This is a genomic window from Geodermatophilus arenarius (genome assembly GCF_042654585.1).
In the GTDB taxonomy this organism is placed as follows: domain Bacteria; phylum Actinomycetota; class Actinomycetes; order Mycobacteriales; family Geodermatophilaceae; genus Geodermatophilus; species Geodermatophilus arenarius.
Genome location: NZ_JBHSGR010000006.1, coordinates 65,433 through 82,870, shown reverse-complemented (window position 1 = coordinate 82,870; position 17,438 = coordinate 65,433). Strand labels below are relative to the sequence as shown.

The following is a 17,438-nucleotide window of genomic DNA, read 5'->3' as shown; positions in this document are numbered from 1 at the left end:
GACGACGCGGTCCGGGCGGCTCCCGTGCCCGCCTCGGACGCGCCCCCTAGGCTCGTCCCACGCGCTGCCGTGCGGAGACGGCGCGCGGTGGGGGATGGGGTAATCGGCAGCCCGCCGGCCTTTGGAGCCGGGAGGTCTCGGTTCGAGTCCGAGTCCCCCAGCGACGTCCCACCCGGTCCCACCCGTCGTCGAGGAGATCCGTGAGCCCGCAGCAGTCCGTCGCCGCCGTCGTCGTCCTCGCCGCCGGTCAGGGGACCCGGATGCGGTCGACCACCCCGAAGGTGCTGCACGAGCTCGGCGGGCGCAGCATGCTCGGCCACGTCCTCGCCGCGACCGCACCACTGGCGGCGGGCACCACGCTGGTCGTCGTCGGGTCCGGCCGCGAGGCGGTCGAGGAGCACCTGGCCGCCGTCGCCCCGGACGCCCGCGCCGTCGTGCAGGAGGAGCAGCGCGGGTCGGGGCACGCGGCGCAGGTGGCGCTGGAGGCCGTGCCCGACCTCGAGGGCCCGGTGCTCGTCGTCAACGGCGACTCGCCGCTGCTCACCACCGGCACCCTGGCCGCGCTCGTGGCGGCCCACCACGAGGCGGGCAGCGTCTTCACCGTGCTGACCGCCGAGGTCGGGGACCCCACCGGCCTCGGCCGGATCGTCCGGGGGGAGGACGGCGCGCCGCGGGCCATCGTCGAGGAGAAGGACGCGACCGCGCAGCAGCGGGCGATCCGCGAGGTCAACGCCGGCGTGTACGTCGCGAACGCCGCCACGCTGCGGCGGGTCCTCGCCGGGCTGTCCACCGACAACGCCCAGGGGGAGCAGTACCTGACCGACGCGCTGGCGCCGCTGGTCGAGGGGGGCGCCCCGGTGGCCGCCGTCGCGGCGCAGGACCCGGTCGACGTCCTCGGCTGCAACGACCAGCGGGAGCTCGCCGCGCGGCGGCGCACCCTCAACGACCGCGTCCTCGACGCGCTCATGGTCGCGGGCGTCACCGTCGTCGACCCGGCCACCACGTGGGTCGACGTCACCGCCTCCGTCCTGCCGGGGGCCCGGCTGCTGCCCGGCGTCCAGCTGCACGGGACGACGACGGTCGCGGCCGGCGCCGCCGTCGGCCCGGACACCACGCTGACCGACTGCACGGTGGGGGAGGGCGCCACCGTGGTGCGCACGCACGCCACCGGGGCCGAGATCGGGCCCGGGGCGGCGGTCGGCCCGTTCAGCTACCTGCGGCCGGGCACCCGGCTGGCGGCGCGGTCCAAGGTGGGCGCCTTCGTCGAGACGAAGAACGCCGTGGTCGGCGAGGGGTCGAAGGTGCCGCACCTGTCCTACGTCGGCGACGCCACGATCGGCCGCGGGGCGAACATCGGCGCGGCGACCGTCTTCGTCAACTACGACGGCGTGGCCAAGCACCACACGACGATCGGCGACGCCGTCCGTGTGGGATCGGACACGATGCTGGTCGCGCCGGTCACCGTCGGGGACGGTGCCTACACGGCCGCGGGCTCGGTGATCACCCAGGACGTCCCGCCGGGGGCCATGGGTGTGGCGCGGGCCAAGCAGCGCAATGTGGCAGGCTGGGTGGGACGCCGTCGCCCGGGCTCCGCAGCCGCGCAGGCCGCGGCGGCAGCGACAGCAGCAGCGGCCGAGGACCCGGCCGGGAGCCGGCCCGCGGGCGACGCACCGGACCGGCCGGCGGACCCCGAGGCCACCCACGAGCAGTGAGGCAGTGAGCCGATGAGTGCGATCCGGCAGACCACCAGCAAGAGCCTGATGCTCTTCTCCGGCCGGGCGTACCCCGAGCTGACGGCCGAGATCGCCGGGCACCTGGGGGTCACGCCGACGCCGACGGCGTCCTACGAGTTCGCCAACGGCGAGCTGTTCGTGCGCTTCGAGGAGTCCGTCCGCGGCTGCGACGCCTTCATCGTCCAGAGCCACACGGCACCGATCAACACCTGGCTCATGGAGCAGCTGCTGATGGTCGACGCCGCCAAGCGCGCCTCGGCCAAGCGGATCACCGTCGTCGCGCCGTTCTTCCCCTACGCCCGGCAGGACAAGAAGCACCGCGGCCGCGAGCCCATCTCCGCCCGCCTGGTCGCCGACCTGTTCAAGACCGCCGGCGCCGACCGGCTGATGACGGTCGACCTGCACACCGCGCAGATCCAGGGCTTCTTCGACGGCCCGGTCGACCACCTCTTCGCCCTCGACCTGCTCGTCGACCACGTCAAGGAGCGCTGGGGCGACCGCGACATCACCGTCGTGTCGCCGGACTCCGGGCGGGTGCGCGTCTCCGAGCGGTGGAGCGACAAGCTCGGCGGCGTCCCGCTGGCCTTCATCCACAAGACCCGCGACCCGATGCGGCCCAACGAGGTCGTCGCCAACCGCGTCGTCGGCGAGGTCGAGGGCCGCGTCTGCATCCTGGTCGACGACATGATCGACACCGGTGGCACGATCGTGAAGGCCGCCGAGACGCTGTTCGAGGCCGGCGCCGCCGACGTCATCGTCTGTGCCACCCACGGCGTCCTCTCCGGCGCCGCGGTCGACCGGCTGAAGAACAGCAAGATCAGCGAGGTCATCGTGACCAACACGCTGCCGATCGAGCCGGCCCGCCAGTTCGACAAGCTCACCGTCCTCTCGATCGCCCCGCTGCTGGCCCGGGCGATCAAGGAGGTCTTCGAGGACGGCTCGGTCACCAGCCTCTTCGGCGGCGCCAGCTGAGCACCGGGTACGCTGGTCGGCGCCCGGCGAGGGAGACGGTCGCCCGTACTCCGTGATCGACGTGCGTGTGCTCCTGCGAGGTGTGCCGCGCCCGGCCGCCGGCCCCAGGCCCACCCGCTGTTGAGGAGCACACCACCGTGGCTGACTTCCGCCTCGTCGCCGAGGCCCGCACCGAGTTCGGCAAGGGCAGCGCCCGCCGGACCCGCCGCGCGGGCCGCGTCCCGGCCGTCCTGTACGGGCACGGCCAGGACGTCGTCCACCTGTCGCTGCCGGCCCGCGAGTTCGCCGCGGTGCTGCGCAACGGCGGCACCAACGCCCTGATCACCGTCGTCCTCGACGGCCAGGAGCAGCTGGCGCTCACCAAGTCGGTGCAGCGCGACCCGCTGACCCGCCAGCACGAGCACGTCGACCTGCTGGTCGTCCGCCGGGGCGAGCGCGTCACCGTCGACGTCCCCGTCGTCACCGTCGGCGAGTCCGGCCCCGAGACCCTGCTCAGCGTGGAGCTGAACACCGTCTCCCTCGAGGCCGAGGCCACCGCCATCCCCGAGACCATCGAGGTCGACGTCACCGGCCGCGGCGCCGGTGAGGGCGTGACCGCCGGCGACCTCCCGCTGCCGTCCGGTGCCACCCTGCTGACCGACCCCGAGGCCCTCGTCGTCAACGTCATGGGCGCCCCGACCGCCGAGCAGCTCGACGCCGAGCTCAGCGAGGCCGAGGCCGAGGCCGGCATCGAGCGCGAGGAGTCCGCGCCGGCCCAGGAGGCCGCCGGCGAGGGCGACGTCGTCCCCGAGCCGCTCGAGCAGGGCAGCGGCGAGTCGATCGAGTCGACCGAGAACAGCTGAGGTCCCCGCTGACCGAGAGCACGACCCGCAGGGGCGCCGGCACCGCCGGCGCCCCTGCGGCGTCCGCACCCTCCGAGGGGCCCTTCCTCGTCGTGGGGCTGGGCAACCCCGGCCCCTCCTACGCCGGCAACCGGCACAACGTCGGCGCCATGGTGCTCGACGAGCTCGCCGCCCGGTCCGGCGTGAAGCTCACCGCCGGCAAGGGCGCCCGCGCCCGGGCGCTGGCCGGTGAGGGGCGCCTGGCCGGCCGCCGCGTCGTCCTGGCCCGGCCGACGACGTACATGAACGAGTCCGGCGGCCCCGTGCGAGGGCTGCTCGACTACCACAAGCTGCCGGTGACCGACCTCGTCGTCGTGCACGACGAGCTCGACATCCCCTTCGCCGCCGTGCGCCTCAAGCGCGGCGGCGGGGAGGGCGGGCACAACGGGCTGCGCTCGATCAGCCGCTCCGCCGGGACGAGGGACTACCTGCGCGTGCGGGTCGGCATCGGCCGGCCGCCGGGCCGCCAGGACCCCGCGGACTTCGTGCTGCGCGACTTCTCGGCCACCGAGCGCAAGGAGCTCGACCTGCTGGTCGCCGAGGCGGCCGACGCCACCGAGGAGCTGCTCACCCTCGGTCTCGAGGCGGCGCAGAACGTCGTCCACCCGCGCACCTGACCCTCCCCTTCGAGTGAACCGTCACTCTCCGCATTGACCCCTCCATGACGCTCTGTGAGTGTCCTTTGGGTATCGGGGGACACGATGCGGCTCAAGGCGTCGTGACGATGCACCGTCAGTGACGGTCGTTTTCCCCGTGCACCCAGAGTGACAGGGGGAGACGTGCTGCTGGACCACTCCGGTTCCGGGTCGGGGACCGTCACGGGGGCTCTGCCCGTCCCGCGCCGCGCCGCCGAACCGCGGCAGGTCCTGCGCGCCGTCGGGCGTCCCGTCACCCGCCGCTGGGCCGGGCGCTACTCCGCCGTCCTGCACCTGCTCGACCTCACCGCGGCGGTCCTGGCCACCGGCGCCGTCGTGCTGGCCCACCCGGCCGGCACGTCGCCCGCGTCTCCCGTGGTCCTCACCGCCGCCACGCTCGTCCTCGCCTGGCCCCTCCTGCTGGTGGGCACCGGCGCGCACGAGGAGCGGGTGTTCGGCACGGGCAGCGACGAGTACCGCCGCGTCGGCCGCGCGGGTTTCCTGCTCCTGGCCCTGACCTGCGTCGTCTCGTTCCTCGGGCAGCTGCAGCCCAGCCACGCGCTGGTGCTGCTGGGCGTCCCGGGGCTCACCGTCCTCACGCTCGCCGGGCGGTACGCCGCGCGGTGCGGACTGCGCCGGCTGCGTGCCCGCGGCGCGTGCACCAAGCGGGTCGTCGTCGTCGGCCGCGGCGGCGCCGTGGTCGAGCTGGCCACCGCGGTGCGTCGTCAGGGCTTCGCCGGGCTCGAGGTGGTGGGCGCCTGCGTCACCCCGGACAGCCGGGCGCGGGTCGCCGGCACCCTGGGCGTCCCGGTCGCGGGGCTCGACGACGTCGTCGCCACCGCTGCCCGGCTGGGGGCCGACACCGTCGCGGTGACCTCCGCCAGCGAGACCGCCGCCGAGTACCTGCGCCGGCTGTCCTGGCAGCTGGAGGGGACCGGCATCGAGCTGCTCGTCGCGCCCGGCCTCATCGAGGTCGCCGGCCCGCGGCTGCACATCCGTCCCTTCGAGGGGCTCCCGCTGCTGTCGGTCGAGCAGCCGCGGTTCCGCGGCTGGGGCCGGCTGGTCAAGGGCGGCGTCGACCGCGCCGCCGCCGCGGTCGCGCTGCTGCTCCTCGCGCCGGTCCTGCTCGCACTGGCCGTGGCGGTGAAGCTGGACAGCGCGGGACCGGTCCTCTACCGCCAGGAGCGGGTGGGCGTGAACGGCCGCAGGTTCACCATCCTCAAGTTCCGCAGCATGACCGTCGACGCCGACCGCCGGCTGGGCGAGCTGCTCGAGCGCAACGAGGGCGACGGGCTGCTGTTCAAGATGCGGGACGACCCCCGCGTCACCCGCGTCGGGCGCTGGTTGCGGCGGTTCTCCCTCGACGAGCTGCCCCAGCTGTTCAACGTGCTCGGCGGGTCGATGTCGTTGGTCGGGCCGCGGCCGCCGCTGCCGGCCGAGGTCGAGCGCTACGACTCCTCGGTGAGCCGCCGGCTTCTGGTCAAGCCGGGCCTGACCGGCCTGTGGCAGGTCTCCGGCCGCAGCGACCTGTCCTGGGAGGAGGCCGTGCGCCTCGACCTCCGCTACGTGGAGAACTGGTCGCTCGCCCTCGACACGCTGATCCTCGCCAAGACCGTCCGCGCGGTCGTCACCAGCTCCGGCGCCTACTGAGCCGTCCTCACCCCCGCCTCACCCCCGACCCACCCGGTCGGGGGACGAGCCCGGACCCCCTCGCTCACCAGCATCGACGTCGGACCTCCTGCGGAGGTCCGACGTACCGACCGTGCGCCCGCGAGGCGCCGCACCCCCGGAGGACCGACCGATGGCCCGCACGAGCATCGCCATGGTGGGGACCCGTGGCGTCCCCGCCCGCTACGGCGGCTTCGAGACGGCGGTCGAGGAGGTGGGCCGCCGGCTCGTCGAGCGCGGGCACCGGGTGGTCGTCTACTGCCGCACGGTCCCCGGCGCTGCCGGGCCGCCGCCGGCCGGGCACCTCGGCATGGAGCTGGTGCACCTGCCCGCCGCCCGCCGCCGGTCGCTGGAGACCCTCAGCCACACCGCCCTGTCGGTCCGGCACCTGCTGGCCCACCGCACCGACGCCGCGATCGTCTTCAACGCGGCCAACGCCCCGCTGCTGCCGCTGCTGCGCGCCGCCCGCATCCCGGTCGCCACGCACGTCGACGGCCTCGAGTGGAAGCGCGCCAAGTGGGGCGGCGCCGGCCGCCGCTACTACCGGACCGCCGAGGCGCTGGCCGTGCGCTGGTCCGACGTCCTCATCGCCGACGCCGAGGGCATCGCCGAGTACTACCGCGAGGCCTTCGCCGCGCCGACGACGCTGCTCACCTACGGCGCCCCGCTGATCGCCCCGGGCGCGCACCGGCTGGCCGAGGTCGGCCTCGAGCCCGGCGGCTACCACCTGGTGGTGGCCCGGTTCGAGCCGGAGAACCACGTCGACGTCATCGTCGAGGGCTACGCCGCCAGCGACGCCGCCAAGCCGCTGGTCGTCGTCGGCTCGGCGCCCTACAGCGACGACTACACGCGCCGGGTGCACGCACTCGCCGACGAGCGGGTCCGCTTCCTCGGCGGCGTCTGGGACCAGGAGCTGCTCGACCAGCTCTACGCCAACTGCGCGACCTACCTCCACGGCCACTCGGTCGGCGGCACCAACCCCTCGCTGCTGCGCGCCATCGGCGCCGGCGCGGCGGTCACCGCCTTCGACGTGTCCTTCAACCGCGAGGTCGTCGCCGACGCCGGCCGCTTCTTCCGGACCCCGGCCGACGTCGCACGCGAGCTGGCCGCCGCCGAGGCCGACCCCGACGGCGTCGCGCGCGACGGCGCCCGCTCCCGCGAGCTGGCCGCCGGCTACGACTGGGACCTGGTGGCCGAGGGCTACGAGCGGCTGGCCCTGGACCTGGCGGCCCGCCGCTTCCCGGCGCGCCGGCCCAGCGGCCGCCGGGCCGGGACCGACGCCGACCGGCCGCTCGCGCGCCCGGCGCCCGAGCCGCCGCGCGGCACCGTGGTGCCGCTCCCCGTCCCCGCGCCGTCGCCGGCGTGGGACGAGCTGCGGGCGGCGCAGCGGTGACCGGGGACGACGCCCGCCGCGGGCGGGGCAGGGGGGAGGACGCCGTGACGGGCCCGGGAGGGAAGGGGACCGCGCGGTCGCGACGGCGGCTGCTGCTCGGCGCCGGGGGCGCCGCGCTGGTCGCCCTGGTGGCGCTGGTGCTGGTGCTGACCGGCGGCGGGGGCGACGACGGCACGGCCACGGCCGCCACACCGGGCGCCTCGACGACGGCCGAACCCGCCGCGCCGACGACGACGGCACCAGGGGAGACGGTCGCCCCGCCGCCCGCGACGCCGACACCGACCGGCCCGACCGAGGACGTCGACGAGCCACCGCCGTCCTCGCCGGAGGTGCCGCTGGACGCCCCGGCGGCGGTGGGCAACGGCATCGTCGCCACCATCGGCGCGATCGAGGCGATCGACGGGACCGCGGTCGGCCCGGGCAACATCGCCGGCCCGGCGCTGCGGGTGACCGTGCGCATCGAGAACGGCACCGCCGAGGCCGTGTCGCTCGACGGTGTCGCGGTGAACCTCTCGTACGGCCCCGAGCGCACCCCGGCCTCCCCGCTGGACGACCCCTCCCAGGTGCCCTTCGTGGGGTCGGTGGAGCCGGGGTCGACCGGTGAGGGCGTGTACGTCTTCAGCGTGCCGGCCGACGTCCGCGACTCCGTCACCGTCGAGGTCGGCTACCAGGCCGGCGCCCCGCTGCTGCTCTTCACCGGCGCGGTCTGACCCGCGCCTCCCGCACGACCCCGACGACCCGTCGCCGCACCCGCGGCGACGGGTCGTCGGCGTTCCCGGGACCTCCCCCCACGGGGTCAGCTCCGGTGACGTTCGGTGACGAGCCGGGAGGGTCCCGGCTGCGAAGACGCAGCTGACCACCGTATCGGGTGTCACCTTCACCCCTTGCTGCCGCCGTGATCGTCACGGACAGTGTTCGCCGACCGTCCCATCGGACGTGGTCGCAGCGGAACTGAGCGGGGGGACTCATGCGAGTCGTGGGGAGAGGCGTGCGCACGCGCGCCATGGCGGCGATGGCGGCGCTGGGGGTGACCGCAGCCAGCTGGGCCCTCGTGGTCCCGGGCGCCGCGCACGCCGACTCGGCGCCGGCGCCGGTGGCGGCGACGAACCCGACCACGGTGTCGGCCGACGGGCTGCCGACGGTGCAGATCAACGGCGTCGTCTGGTCACAGGTCGTCGTCGGCAACACGGTCTACGCGGCCGGGCAGTTCACCCGGGCCCGTCCCGCCGGGTCGGCGCCGGGCGTCAACGAGACAGTGCGCAACAACCTGCTCGCCTACGACATCCGGACCGGCGAGCTCGTCGCGGGCTTCGCACCGAGCCTCAACGCGCAGGCGATGGTCGTGGCCGCCTCCCCGGACGGCACCCGGCTCTACGTCGGCGGTGACTTCACCACGGTCAACGGCGTGACCCGCAACCGCATCGCGGCCTTCGACACCCGCACCGGCGCGCTGGTCGACACGTTCCGGCCCAGCGTCAACGCCCAGGTGCGCGCGATCGCCGCCACCGACACCACCGTCTACTTCGGCGGCAGCCTCACCGCGGTCGGCAGCGTCAGCCGGACCCGGCTGGCCGCCGTCCGCGCGTCCGACGGCGGCCTGCTGCCCTGGGCGCCGACGCCGGGCGTCGGCCCGACCGGCCGGCCGTGGAACCGCGACGGCAACACCGCCACGAGCAACGCGGCGATGGCACTGGTCGTGACCGGCAACGGCTCGCAGGTCGTCGCCGCCGGCCGCTGGGACACGATGGGCGGGGTGCGCGCCACGGCGATCACCGCGCTCGACCCGGTCACCGGCGCCAACCGCGGCTACCAGATCAACACGATCCTGACCAACCAGGGGATCAACTCGGCCGTCTACAGCCTGTCGACCGACGGCGCCAACGTGTACGGCACCGCCTACGACTACTGGGGTCCGGGCAACCTCGAGGGGTCCTTCTCGGTCCGCGCCACCGACGGTGCGATCAACTGGGTGAGCACCTGCTTCGGCGACTCGTACTCGAGCTTCCCGATGAACGGCGCGCTGTACCACGCCGCCCACCCGCACCACTGCGCCGAGATCGACGGGTTCCCCGAGCAGGCGCCGCGGGTCAACAAGTTCGCCATGGCCGTCTCGCTGGCCCCGGCCAGCAGCGGCGGCGCCGCGCACCGGCTCTACGGCGGTGCCTGGGTCGGCAAGCCGGCGCCGGCGCAGCTCGCCTGGTTCCCGAGCATGCCCAGCGGCACGTACACCGGTCAGTACCAGGCCGGCTGGAGCGTCAGCGGCAACGGCCAGTACGTCGTCTACGGCGGTGAGTTCCAGCGGGTCAACGGCGTCGCGCAGCAGGGTCTCGTGCGCTTCGCGCTCCCGTCGTCGGCGCCGAACCGGATCGGTCCCGAGGTCGGCCCCGTGCTCAACCCGGCCGTCACGTCGCCGGCCGTCGGCACCGTGCGCGTGGCCTGGCGGGCGACGTCCGACCCGGACAACGCGAACCTGACCTACCGCGTCATGCGCTCGGACCGCACCGCGCCGGTGTTCACGACCACCGCCGCCTCGATGTGGTGGGACCGGCCGGGGCTGGCCTGGGTGGACCGGGACGTCGTCCCCGGGCAGACCTACACCTACCGGATCGTCGCGGTCGACCCGTTCGGCAACACCGCGTCCGGCACGAACGCCACCGTCACGGTCGCCTCGGCCGCCCCGGCCGGCAGCGCCTACGCCGGCACCGTCCTCGCCGACGCGCCGCGGCACTACTGGCGGCTCGACGAGGCCGCCGGTGCGCGCCGCTCCGCCGACCAGGCCGGCACCGACGACCTGCTGTTCGGCACCGGCGTGACCCAGGGTGGCGCCGGGGCGCTGGGCGGCGCCGTGCCCGGGGCGTCGGCGACCTTCAACGGCACCGAGCAGGGCACCGGTGCCCAGTCCACCCGCAGCCAGGCGCCGGACACGATGAGCGCCGAGCTGTGGTTCAGCACCCGGTCGACCACCGGGGGCGTGCTCATGGACTTCACCAACGTCGAGACCGGCAGCACCGGCGGCGCGCACGACCGGATGATCCACCTGGACCCCTCCGGCCGGCTGCTGTTCTCGGTGTGGCCGGGGTCGGTCGCCACCGTCTCGAGCACCCAGGCGTACAACGACGGCGCGTGGCACCACGCCGTCGCGACCATGGGCCCGGCCGGGATGGCCCTGTACGTCGACGGCGCCCTGGTCGGCACCAAGGCGGACACGCGCTCCGGACAGGTCTTCCGCGGCCTGTGGCGGGTCGGCGGTGACGGCCGCTGGGTCGGCAGCACCGACTGGTTCAACGGACGGCTCGACGAGGTCGCCGTCTACGGGACCCAGCTGACCGCGGCGCAGGTGCAGCGGCACTGGACCGTGGGCCGGACCGGCACCGGTGGCGCCAACGCCGCCCCGACGGCGTCGTTCACCCCGGCCGCCACCGGGCTGACCGCGTCCTTCGACGGCCGCGCCTCGGTGGACCCGGACGGCACGATCGCCCGGTACGACTGGACCTTCGGCGACGGGACGACCGGCACCGGGGCCACGGCCGAGCACACCTACGCGGCCGGCGGCACCTACACGGTGCGGCTGACCGTCACCGACGCGGCCGGCGCGACCGGCTCCACCGAGCGGACGGTCACGGTCACCGCGCCGGCGGCCAACCAGCCGCCGACCGCGGCGTTCACCGCCTCGGCGACCGGCCTGACCGCGGCGGCGAGCGCGGCGGACTCCACCGACCCCGACGGCACGCTGACCGGGTACGCCTGGCAGTGGGGTGACGGGGCCACCGGCACCGGCGTCTCCGCCACGCACACCTACGCGGCGGCCGGCACCTACACGGTCGGGCTCACGGTCACCGACGACCGGGGCGCGACGGCGACCAACACCCGCGAGGTCACGGTCACCGCACCGGCCGGCCCGGCGGTGCTGGCCGGTGACACCTTCACCCGCACGGTGAACGGCGGCTGGGGCAGCGCCGACGTCGGTGGCGCCTGGACGGCGACGGCGGGGGCGACCCGGCTGTCCGTCACCCCCGGCGCGGCGGCGCTGAACCTGCCGGCGGCCGGCAACAACACCGGCGCGCAGCTGGCCGGCGTCTCCGCCACGGCGGTCGACGTCCGGACCGCCTTCACCCTGGCCGCCACCCCCACCGGCAACGGCACCTACGTGTACGTCGGTGGCCGGCGGGTCGGCGCCGACGAGTACCGCGTGGGCGTCCGGGTGCTGCCCGACGGCCGGGTCGGCCTGACGCTGTCGCGGCTGGCCGGCGGCACGGAGGCCTGGCCGGGCGGTGAGGTCCTGCTCCCGGCGGGCACCTGGACGGCCGGGAACGCGCTCAACGTGCGCGTCCAGGTGAGCGGCACCGGCACCACGACCGTCCGCGCGACGGTGTGGGGTGCGGGCACCGCCGAGCCGGCCGCGCCGCAGCTGACCCGCACCGACACCACGGCCTCCCTGCAGGCCCCGGGGTCGGTGAGCCTGGCGGCCTACCGGCCGTCCGCCGCGACCGCCGCCCAGGTGGTGCGCTTCACCTCCTACTCGGTGACCGCCGGGCAGTGAGCACCCTCCCGGGCGGGCCGTCCTGCGACGGCCCGCCCGGGACCGACCCTCCGTCCGACCAGAGGCCCGTCACCCACGGTGACGGGCCTCGCTCCTCGGAGGGGGAGACCGCGCGGCCCTGCCCCCTGCGGGTGAGGGCACCCGCGCAGCCCTCCCGGCGGCCCCGCCGGCCCGGCGATGCTGCTGGGCAGCCACGACGCCGCGCACCCGTGCCGGCGTCCCCCGACCGGTCCCGGTCGCAGAACCACGGAGGCCCCCGGGTGGACCACTCCAGCGCCGCACTCGTCGTCCCGCGCCCGGGACGGCCCGGCGGCGAGAGCCTGCGCGCGACGCTGCGCCGGCTGTCCTCCGCGCAGAAGGGGGCGGCCGGCGCGCCGGCCTACTCGCGCTTCGTCAACCGCCCGCTGGGCCGGGTGTTCGCCGCCCTGGCGTTCCACGCCGGGCTCACCCCGAACGCCGTCACCGCGGTCAGCGGGGCGACCACCGCCACCGGCATCGTCCTGCTCGCGCTCGCGCCGCCGTCGGTGCCGACGGCGCTGGCGGTCGCCGCCTGCCTCGTCCTCGGCTACGCGCTCGACGCCGCCGACGGGCAGCTCGCCCGCCTGCGCGGCGGCGGCTCGCCGGCGGGGGAGTGGCTCGACCACATGGTCGACGCCGCCAAGGCCTCCGGCCTCCACCTGGCCGTGCTGGTCGGGCTGTACCGGTCCACCGACGTCGACCCGGTGCTGCTCCTGGTCCCGCTCGGCTACTGCGTCGTCGACGCGGTCACCTACTTCGGCACGATGCTCAACGAGGCGCTGCGCGCGCAGCACGGCGTCGCCACCCGCGCCCAGCCCACCGCCCAGCGGGTGGGCGTCGGCCGCTCCCTGCTGACGCTGCCGACCGACTACGGCCTGCTGGCCTGCACCTTCGTGCTCTACGGGTGGACCGCGGTGTTCGTGCCGGTCTACACGGTCCTCTTCCTCGCCGCGGCCGGGTTCCTCGCGCTGGCCTCGGTGAAGTGGTTCCGGGAGATGGGCCGGCTGCCGCGATGAGCCGCCCGCGGCTGCTCGTGGCGCACCCCGGCGCGGAGCTCTACGGGGCCGACCGGATGCTGGTGGAGTCGGCGACCGCGCTGGCCACCCGCTTCGACGTCACCGTCGCCCTGCCCGGGCCCGGCCCGCTGGTCGCCGAGCTGGAGGCCCGCGGGCTGCGGGTCGAGCTGTGCCCGATGCCGGTGCTGCGCAACTCCGCGCTGCGCCCGCGCGGGTTCCTGCGGCTGGTCGCCGACGCCGTCCGGGGCGCGCTGCCCGCGCTGAGGCTGCTGCGCGCGCACCCCGCCGGCGTGTACGTCAGCACGCTGACCCTGCCGTCGTGGCCGCTGCTGGCGCGGCTGGCCGGCCGGCGCTCGGTGGACCACGTGCACGAGGCCGAGCGCTCGGCGCCGCGGCTGCTGCGGCGGGGGATGGCGCTGTGCCCGGCCCTGTCCGACCGCGTGGTCGCCAACAGCCGGTTCACCCTGGACACGCTGGCCGAGGTGTCCCCGCGGCCGGCCCGGCGCGGCGCGGTCGTGCACAACGCCGTCCGCGCGCCGGAGGAGGTCGTGCCCCCGCGGGTGGCCCTCGACGGCCCGGTGCGGCTGCTCTACGTCGGCCGGCTGTCGCCGCGCAAGGGCCCGCAGGTCGCCGTCGCCGCGCTGCGGGACCTGCTCGACCGCGGCGTCGACGCCTCCCTGACGCTGCTCGGTTCGGTGTTCCCCGGCTACGAGTGGTTCGAGGCGGAGCTGCGGACGACCGTGGCCGGGGCCGGGCTGGAGGAGCGGGTCACCTTCGCCGGCTTCCGCGCCGACGTGTGGCCGCACCTGGCCGACGCCGACGTCGTCCTCGTGCCGTCGGTGGGGGACGAGTCCTTCGGCAACACGGCCGTGGAGGCCGTGCTCGCCGCCCGCCCGCTCGTGGTGAGCGCGCACAGCGGGTTGCGGGAGGCGGTCGACGGCTACCCCGGCGTGCAGGCCGTCGTCCCCGGCCGGCCGGAGGCGTGGGCCGACGCCGTCGCCCGGGTGGCGGCCGACTGGCCCGCCGCCCGCGCGGCCGCGGTGGCCGCCGTCGCCGCGGCCCGCCGCCGGCACACCCCCGAGCGGTTCACCGCCGAGCTGCTGGCCGCGGTCGGCGTGCCCGCCGCGGCGGTCCCGGTGCCGGTGGCCGCCCCTCCCTTCGGGTGACGGGACCCGCACGGGTGATGACGGTCGGTCAGCCCGCGCTGTGCACTCGCCGGGCAGAGAACGTCACCAGGGGGATCTCGCCATGACAGTGATCGGCTACGCGCCGGGCGCCTACGACCTGTTCCACATCGGGCACCTGAACATCCTCAGGCACGCCGCGGCGCACTGTGACCGGCTGATCGCGGGCGTGGTGTCCGACGAGATGCTGTTGCTCACCAAGGGCCGGCTGCCGGTGGTGCCGCTGCCCGAGCGCCTGGAGATCGTGCGCAACCTGCGCTGTGTCGACGACGTGCACGCCGAGGTCGTCCCGGACAAGATCGACACCTGGCGCGAGGTCGGGTTCGACGTCATCTTCAAGGGCGACGACTGGCGCGGCACCCCCAAGGGCGACCGGCTCGAGCGCGACTTCTCCGCCGTCGGGGTGGAGGTCCGCTACTTCCCGTACACGATGCACACCTCGAGCACGGTGCTGCGGCGCGCGCTCGCGGCCCTCGACGCCCAGACGGCGGTCGACGGCGGCGTCCTCCGGTGACCGGCGGCCGCTCCCGGCTGCCGCTGCCGCCGGTCCTCATGTACCACTCGATCAGCCCGTCGGCCGAGCCCGACCCGCACGCCCTGCGCGTCCACCCCGCGCGGCTGGACCGGCACCTGGGCCTCCTGCGGCGGCTGGGCCTGCGCGGCGTCCCGCTCACCGAGCTGGTGCGGGCCGCCGAGCGGGGCGCGGCCGCCGGCCTGGTCGGCCTCACCTTCGACGACGGCTACACCGACTTCCTCGACCACGCCGTCCCGGTGCTGCGGCGGCACGGCATGGCCGGCACCGTCTACGCGGTCGCGGGGCTGCTGGGCGGCACCAACGACTGGGACACCGGCCCGCGGTTCCGGATCATGGACGCCGGGCAGCTCCGCGCGGTGGCCGCGGCCGGCCAGGAGGTCGGCAGCCACACCCTCACCCACGCCCGGCTCGCCGGGGCCGACCCCGCGGTGCTCGCCGCCGAGGTGGGGGAGAGCCGGCGGGTGCTCGAGGACGTCCTGCAGGCCGAGGTGCCGGGGTTCTGCTACCCCTACGGCTCCTACGACGACGCCGCGGCCGACGCCGTCCGGGCCGCGGGCTACGACAACGCCTGCGTCACCGGCGACTACGAGCCCGGCGACCGCGTCACCCTGCCGCGCTGCTACGTGTCCCCGCGGGACACCCGGGCGCACCTCGTCGCCCGCCTGGTCCGGCACTCGGTGCGGCTGCGCCGCGCCGTCGCCCGCGACGCCGCGCGCCCGGCCGCCCCGGTCGCGGGGGCCGGCCGGTGACCCTCACCGCCGAGCGGCCCACCGGGCAGCAGCCGCGGGAGGAGCGCCCGGCGGCGTCGCCGCACCGCTTCCGCGCCGACGTCGAGGGCCTGCGCGCCGTCGCCGTCGGCCTGGTGCTGCTCGACCACGTCCTCGGCCGGCCCTCCGGCGGGTTCATCGGGGTCGACGTCTTCTTCGTCATCTCCGGCTTCCTCATCACCGGGCTGCTGGTCCGGGAGCGCGAGCGGACCGGGCGGATCTCCTTCCGCGCCTTCTACGTGCGGCGCGCCCGCCGGCTGCTGCCGGCCGCGGTGGCGACCCTCGCGGCGACGTCGCTGGCGGCCTGGCTGCTGTTCCTCGGCGGCCGCCTCCAGGAGACCCTGACCGACGCGGCCTGGGCGCTGGCGTTCGGCGCCAACGTGCACTTCGCGCAGCAGGGCACCGACTACTTCCAGCAGACGGCGGCCCCCTCGCCGGTCCAGCACTTCTGGTCGCTGGCGGTCGAGGAGCAGTTCTACCTGGTCTGGCCGCTGCTGATCCTGCTCGTGGTGGCCGTCGCCGGACGGGGGCGCTCCGCGCGGCCGCTGCTGGCCGTGGCCTTCCTCGCCGTCGTCGCCGCGTCGTTCCTGTGGTCGGTGCACGCCAGCGCCGTCTCACCGACGACCGCGTACTTCTCCACGTTCACCCGCGCCTGGGAGCTCGGGGCCGGCGCCCTGGTCGCCGTCACGGCGACGCAGCTGCGCCGGCTGCCCGGCGTGCTCCGCGCCGCGCTGGCCTGGGCGGGGCTGCTCGGTGTCCTGGCGTCGGCGGCCGTGATCACCTCGGCCGACCCCTTCCCGGGCTCCGTCGCCGCCCTGCCGGTCCTCTCGGCCGTCCTGCTCGTGGCCTTCGGCGACGCCCCCGGCGGGCCGGGCACCCGCTGGGTGCTGGGCAGCGCGCCGGCCCGGTTCCTCGGCCGGATCTCGTACTCGCTCTACCTGTGGCACTGGCCGGTCGTGGTCCTCACCGCCGCCGTCCTCGGCGCCGGGACGCCGACCACCGCGGTCGTCGCGATCGTCGTGTCCCTGGTCCTCGCCACGGTCTCGTACGCGGCGATCGAGCAGCCGGTCCTGCACTCGGGCTGGCTGCTGCCCGGCGGGCGGCCGCCGGGGCCGCAGCACCGGGCCGCCGCCGTGCGCCGCCGGGGACGGCTCGTCGCCGCCGCGACGGCGAGCGTGCTCGTCGTCGGCGGCGCCGGGCTGACCGTCGCCTTCCCGCCCGGCCGGCTGGACGCGCAGGCGGTGGCCGCGGCCGGCGCGGCGGCGCAGGCGGCCACCGAGGGCGACCCGCTGACCCGCGAGCTCCGGGCGTCGGCCGCCCTCGTGGCCTGGCCCGCGGACCTGCAGCCGGCCCTCGACGAGCTCCCCGGCTACCTCGAGGAGCAGTGGAGCGGCGGGTGCTTCGACGTCGGTGACTGGAACGCCGACCGGTGCGTGTTCGGCGACCCCGGCGCGCCGCACTCCGCGGTGCTGCTCGGCGACTCGGTCGCCGGCGCGTGGCTGCCCGCGCTCCGGGCGGCCGTGGAGCCGCAGGGCTGGTCGATCCGGACGCTGACCATGGGCCAGTGCCCGAACGTGGACGCGGTGACCCTCTACCAGGGCCGGCCGTTCACCGAGTGCGCCGAGCACCGCGAGTGGGCCCTGGACCTCATCGACCGCACGCGGCCCGAGCTCGTCGTCCTCAGCCACACCTACGACACCCGGCTCGCCGACCCGGACGCCGACAAGGCGGCCGTCTGGGAGCAGGGGATGACCTCGGTGGTGCAGCGGGTCCAGCGGTCCGGCGCGCGCGTCGTCGTGCTGACCGGCCCGCCCTCGGGCGCGAACCTGCAGACCTGCGCGACCACGGTCAGCACCCCGGCGGACTGCGTGCAGGAGCCGCCGCGGCGCTTCCTGCAGCAGGTGGCCGTCGAGGAGGACGTGGCGGAGGCGACCGGGGCCACGTTCGTCGACCCCGAGCGCTGGTTCTGCGTCGACGACCTGTGCCCGGCCGTCGTCGGGTCCACCCCGGTCTACGCCGACGGCCTGCACATGACCGCCGAGTACGCCGAGCGGATCGCCCCCGAGGTGGGGGCGGCCGTCCTCGGGACCGCGTAG

At 76.0% G+C, this 17,438-nt stretch carries 13 protein-coding genes and 1 tRNA gene; all 14 read left to right on the top strand.

The genetic code is table 11. The features are described 5' to 3' along the window. Positions 1-88 precede the first annotated feature (88 nt). Positions 89-161: transfer RNA gene (locus ACFO3M_RS07365), tRNA-Gln, on the top strand. A gap of 39 nt (positions 162-200) precedes the next feature. Next, positions 201-1,712, top strand: a complete 1,512-nt coding sequence (glmU, locus tag ACFO3M_RS07360) for a bifunctional UDP-N-acetylglucosamine diphosphorylase/glucosamine-1-phosphate N-acetyltransferase GlmU (RefSeq protein ID WP_387987924.1) — start codon at positions 201-203, stop codon at positions 1,710-1,712. A 12-nt stretch (positions 1,713-1,724) separates the two neighbouring features. Beyond that, a complete protein-coding gene (locus ACFO3M_RS07355; protein ID WP_387987923.1) occupies positions 1,725-2,705 on the top strand; it encodes a ribose-phosphate diphosphokinase in 981 nt (326 codons plus the stop codon). A gap of 137 nt (positions 2,706-2,842) precedes the next feature. Continuing rightward, entirely contained in the window at positions 2,843-3,547 is a 705-nt protein-coding gene (locus ACFO3M_RS07350) for a 50S ribosomal protein L25/general stress protein Ctc (protein WP_387987922.1), read from the top strand. A 92-nt stretch (positions 3,548-3,639) separates the two neighbouring features. Further along, positions 3,640-4,203, top strand: coding sequence for an aminoacyl-tRNA hydrolase (gene pth / locus ACFO3M_RS07345; protein ID WP_387987921.1), 564 nt, complete (start codon positions 3,640-3,642; stop codon positions 4,201-4,203). A gap of 162 nt (positions 4,204-4,365) precedes the next feature. Beyond that, entirely contained in the window at positions 4,366-5,871 is a 1,506-nt protein-coding gene (locus tag ACFO3M_RS07340; RefSeq protein WP_387987920.1) for a sugar transferase, read from the top strand. A 151-nt stretch (positions 5,872-6,022) separates the two neighbouring features. Beyond that, positions 6,023-7,282 carry a DUF1972 domain-containing protein gene (locus ACFO3M_RS07335; protein ID WP_387987919.1) on the top strand — a complete coding sequence of 420 codons (1,260 nt, stop codon included), beginning with the start codon at positions 6,023-6,025 and terminating at the stop codon, positions 7,280-7,282. A gap of 44 nt (positions 7,283-7,326) precedes the next feature. Further along, positions 7,327-7,992, top strand: a complete 666-nt coding sequence (locus ACFO3M_RS07330; RefSeq protein ID WP_387987918.1) for a hypothetical protein — start codon at positions 7,327-7,329, stop codon at positions 7,990-7,992. A 278-nt stretch (positions 7,993-8,270) separates the two neighbouring features. Further along, positions 8,271-11,822, top strand: a complete 3,552-nt coding sequence (locus ACFO3M_RS07325) for a PKD domain-containing protein (RefSeq protein WP_387987917.1) — start codon at positions 8,271-8,273, stop codon at positions 11,820-11,822. Positions 11,823-12,082: 260 nt separating this feature from the next. Then, positions 12,083-12,856, top strand: coding sequence for a CDP-alcohol phosphatidyltransferase family protein (locus tag ACFO3M_RS07320; protein ID WP_387987916.1), 774 nt, complete (start codon positions 12,083-12,085; stop codon positions 12,854-12,856). Then, positions 12,853-14,022, top strand: coding sequence for a glycosyltransferase (locus tag ACFO3M_RS07315; protein WP_387987915.1), 1,170 nt, complete (start codon positions 12,853-12,855; stop codon positions 14,020-14,022). Before ACFO3M_RS07320 ends, ACFO3M_RS07315 begins: the two co-directional genes overlap by 4 nt. Positions 14,023-14,104: 82 nt before the next feature. Then, positions 14,105-14,554, top strand: a complete 450-nt coding sequence (locus tag ACFO3M_RS07310) for an FAD synthase family protein (protein WP_387987914.1) — start codon at positions 14,105-14,107, stop codon at positions 14,552-14,554. After that, the gene (locus tag ACFO3M_RS07305) at positions 14,551-15,324 is read left to right on the top strand and encodes a polysaccharide deacetylase family protein (RefSeq protein WP_387987913.1); all 774 of its coding nucleotides are present in this window, start codon (positions 14,551-14,553) and stop codon (positions 15,322-15,324) included. Before ACFO3M_RS07310 ends, ACFO3M_RS07305 begins: the two co-directional genes overlap by 4 nt. Further along, entirely contained in the window at positions 15,321-17,438 is a 2,118-nt protein-coding gene (locus ACFO3M_RS07300; protein WP_387987912.1) for an acyltransferase family protein, read from the top strand. The genes ACFO3M_RS07305 and ACFO3M_RS07300 overlap by 4 nt, the downstream gene beginning before the upstream one ends.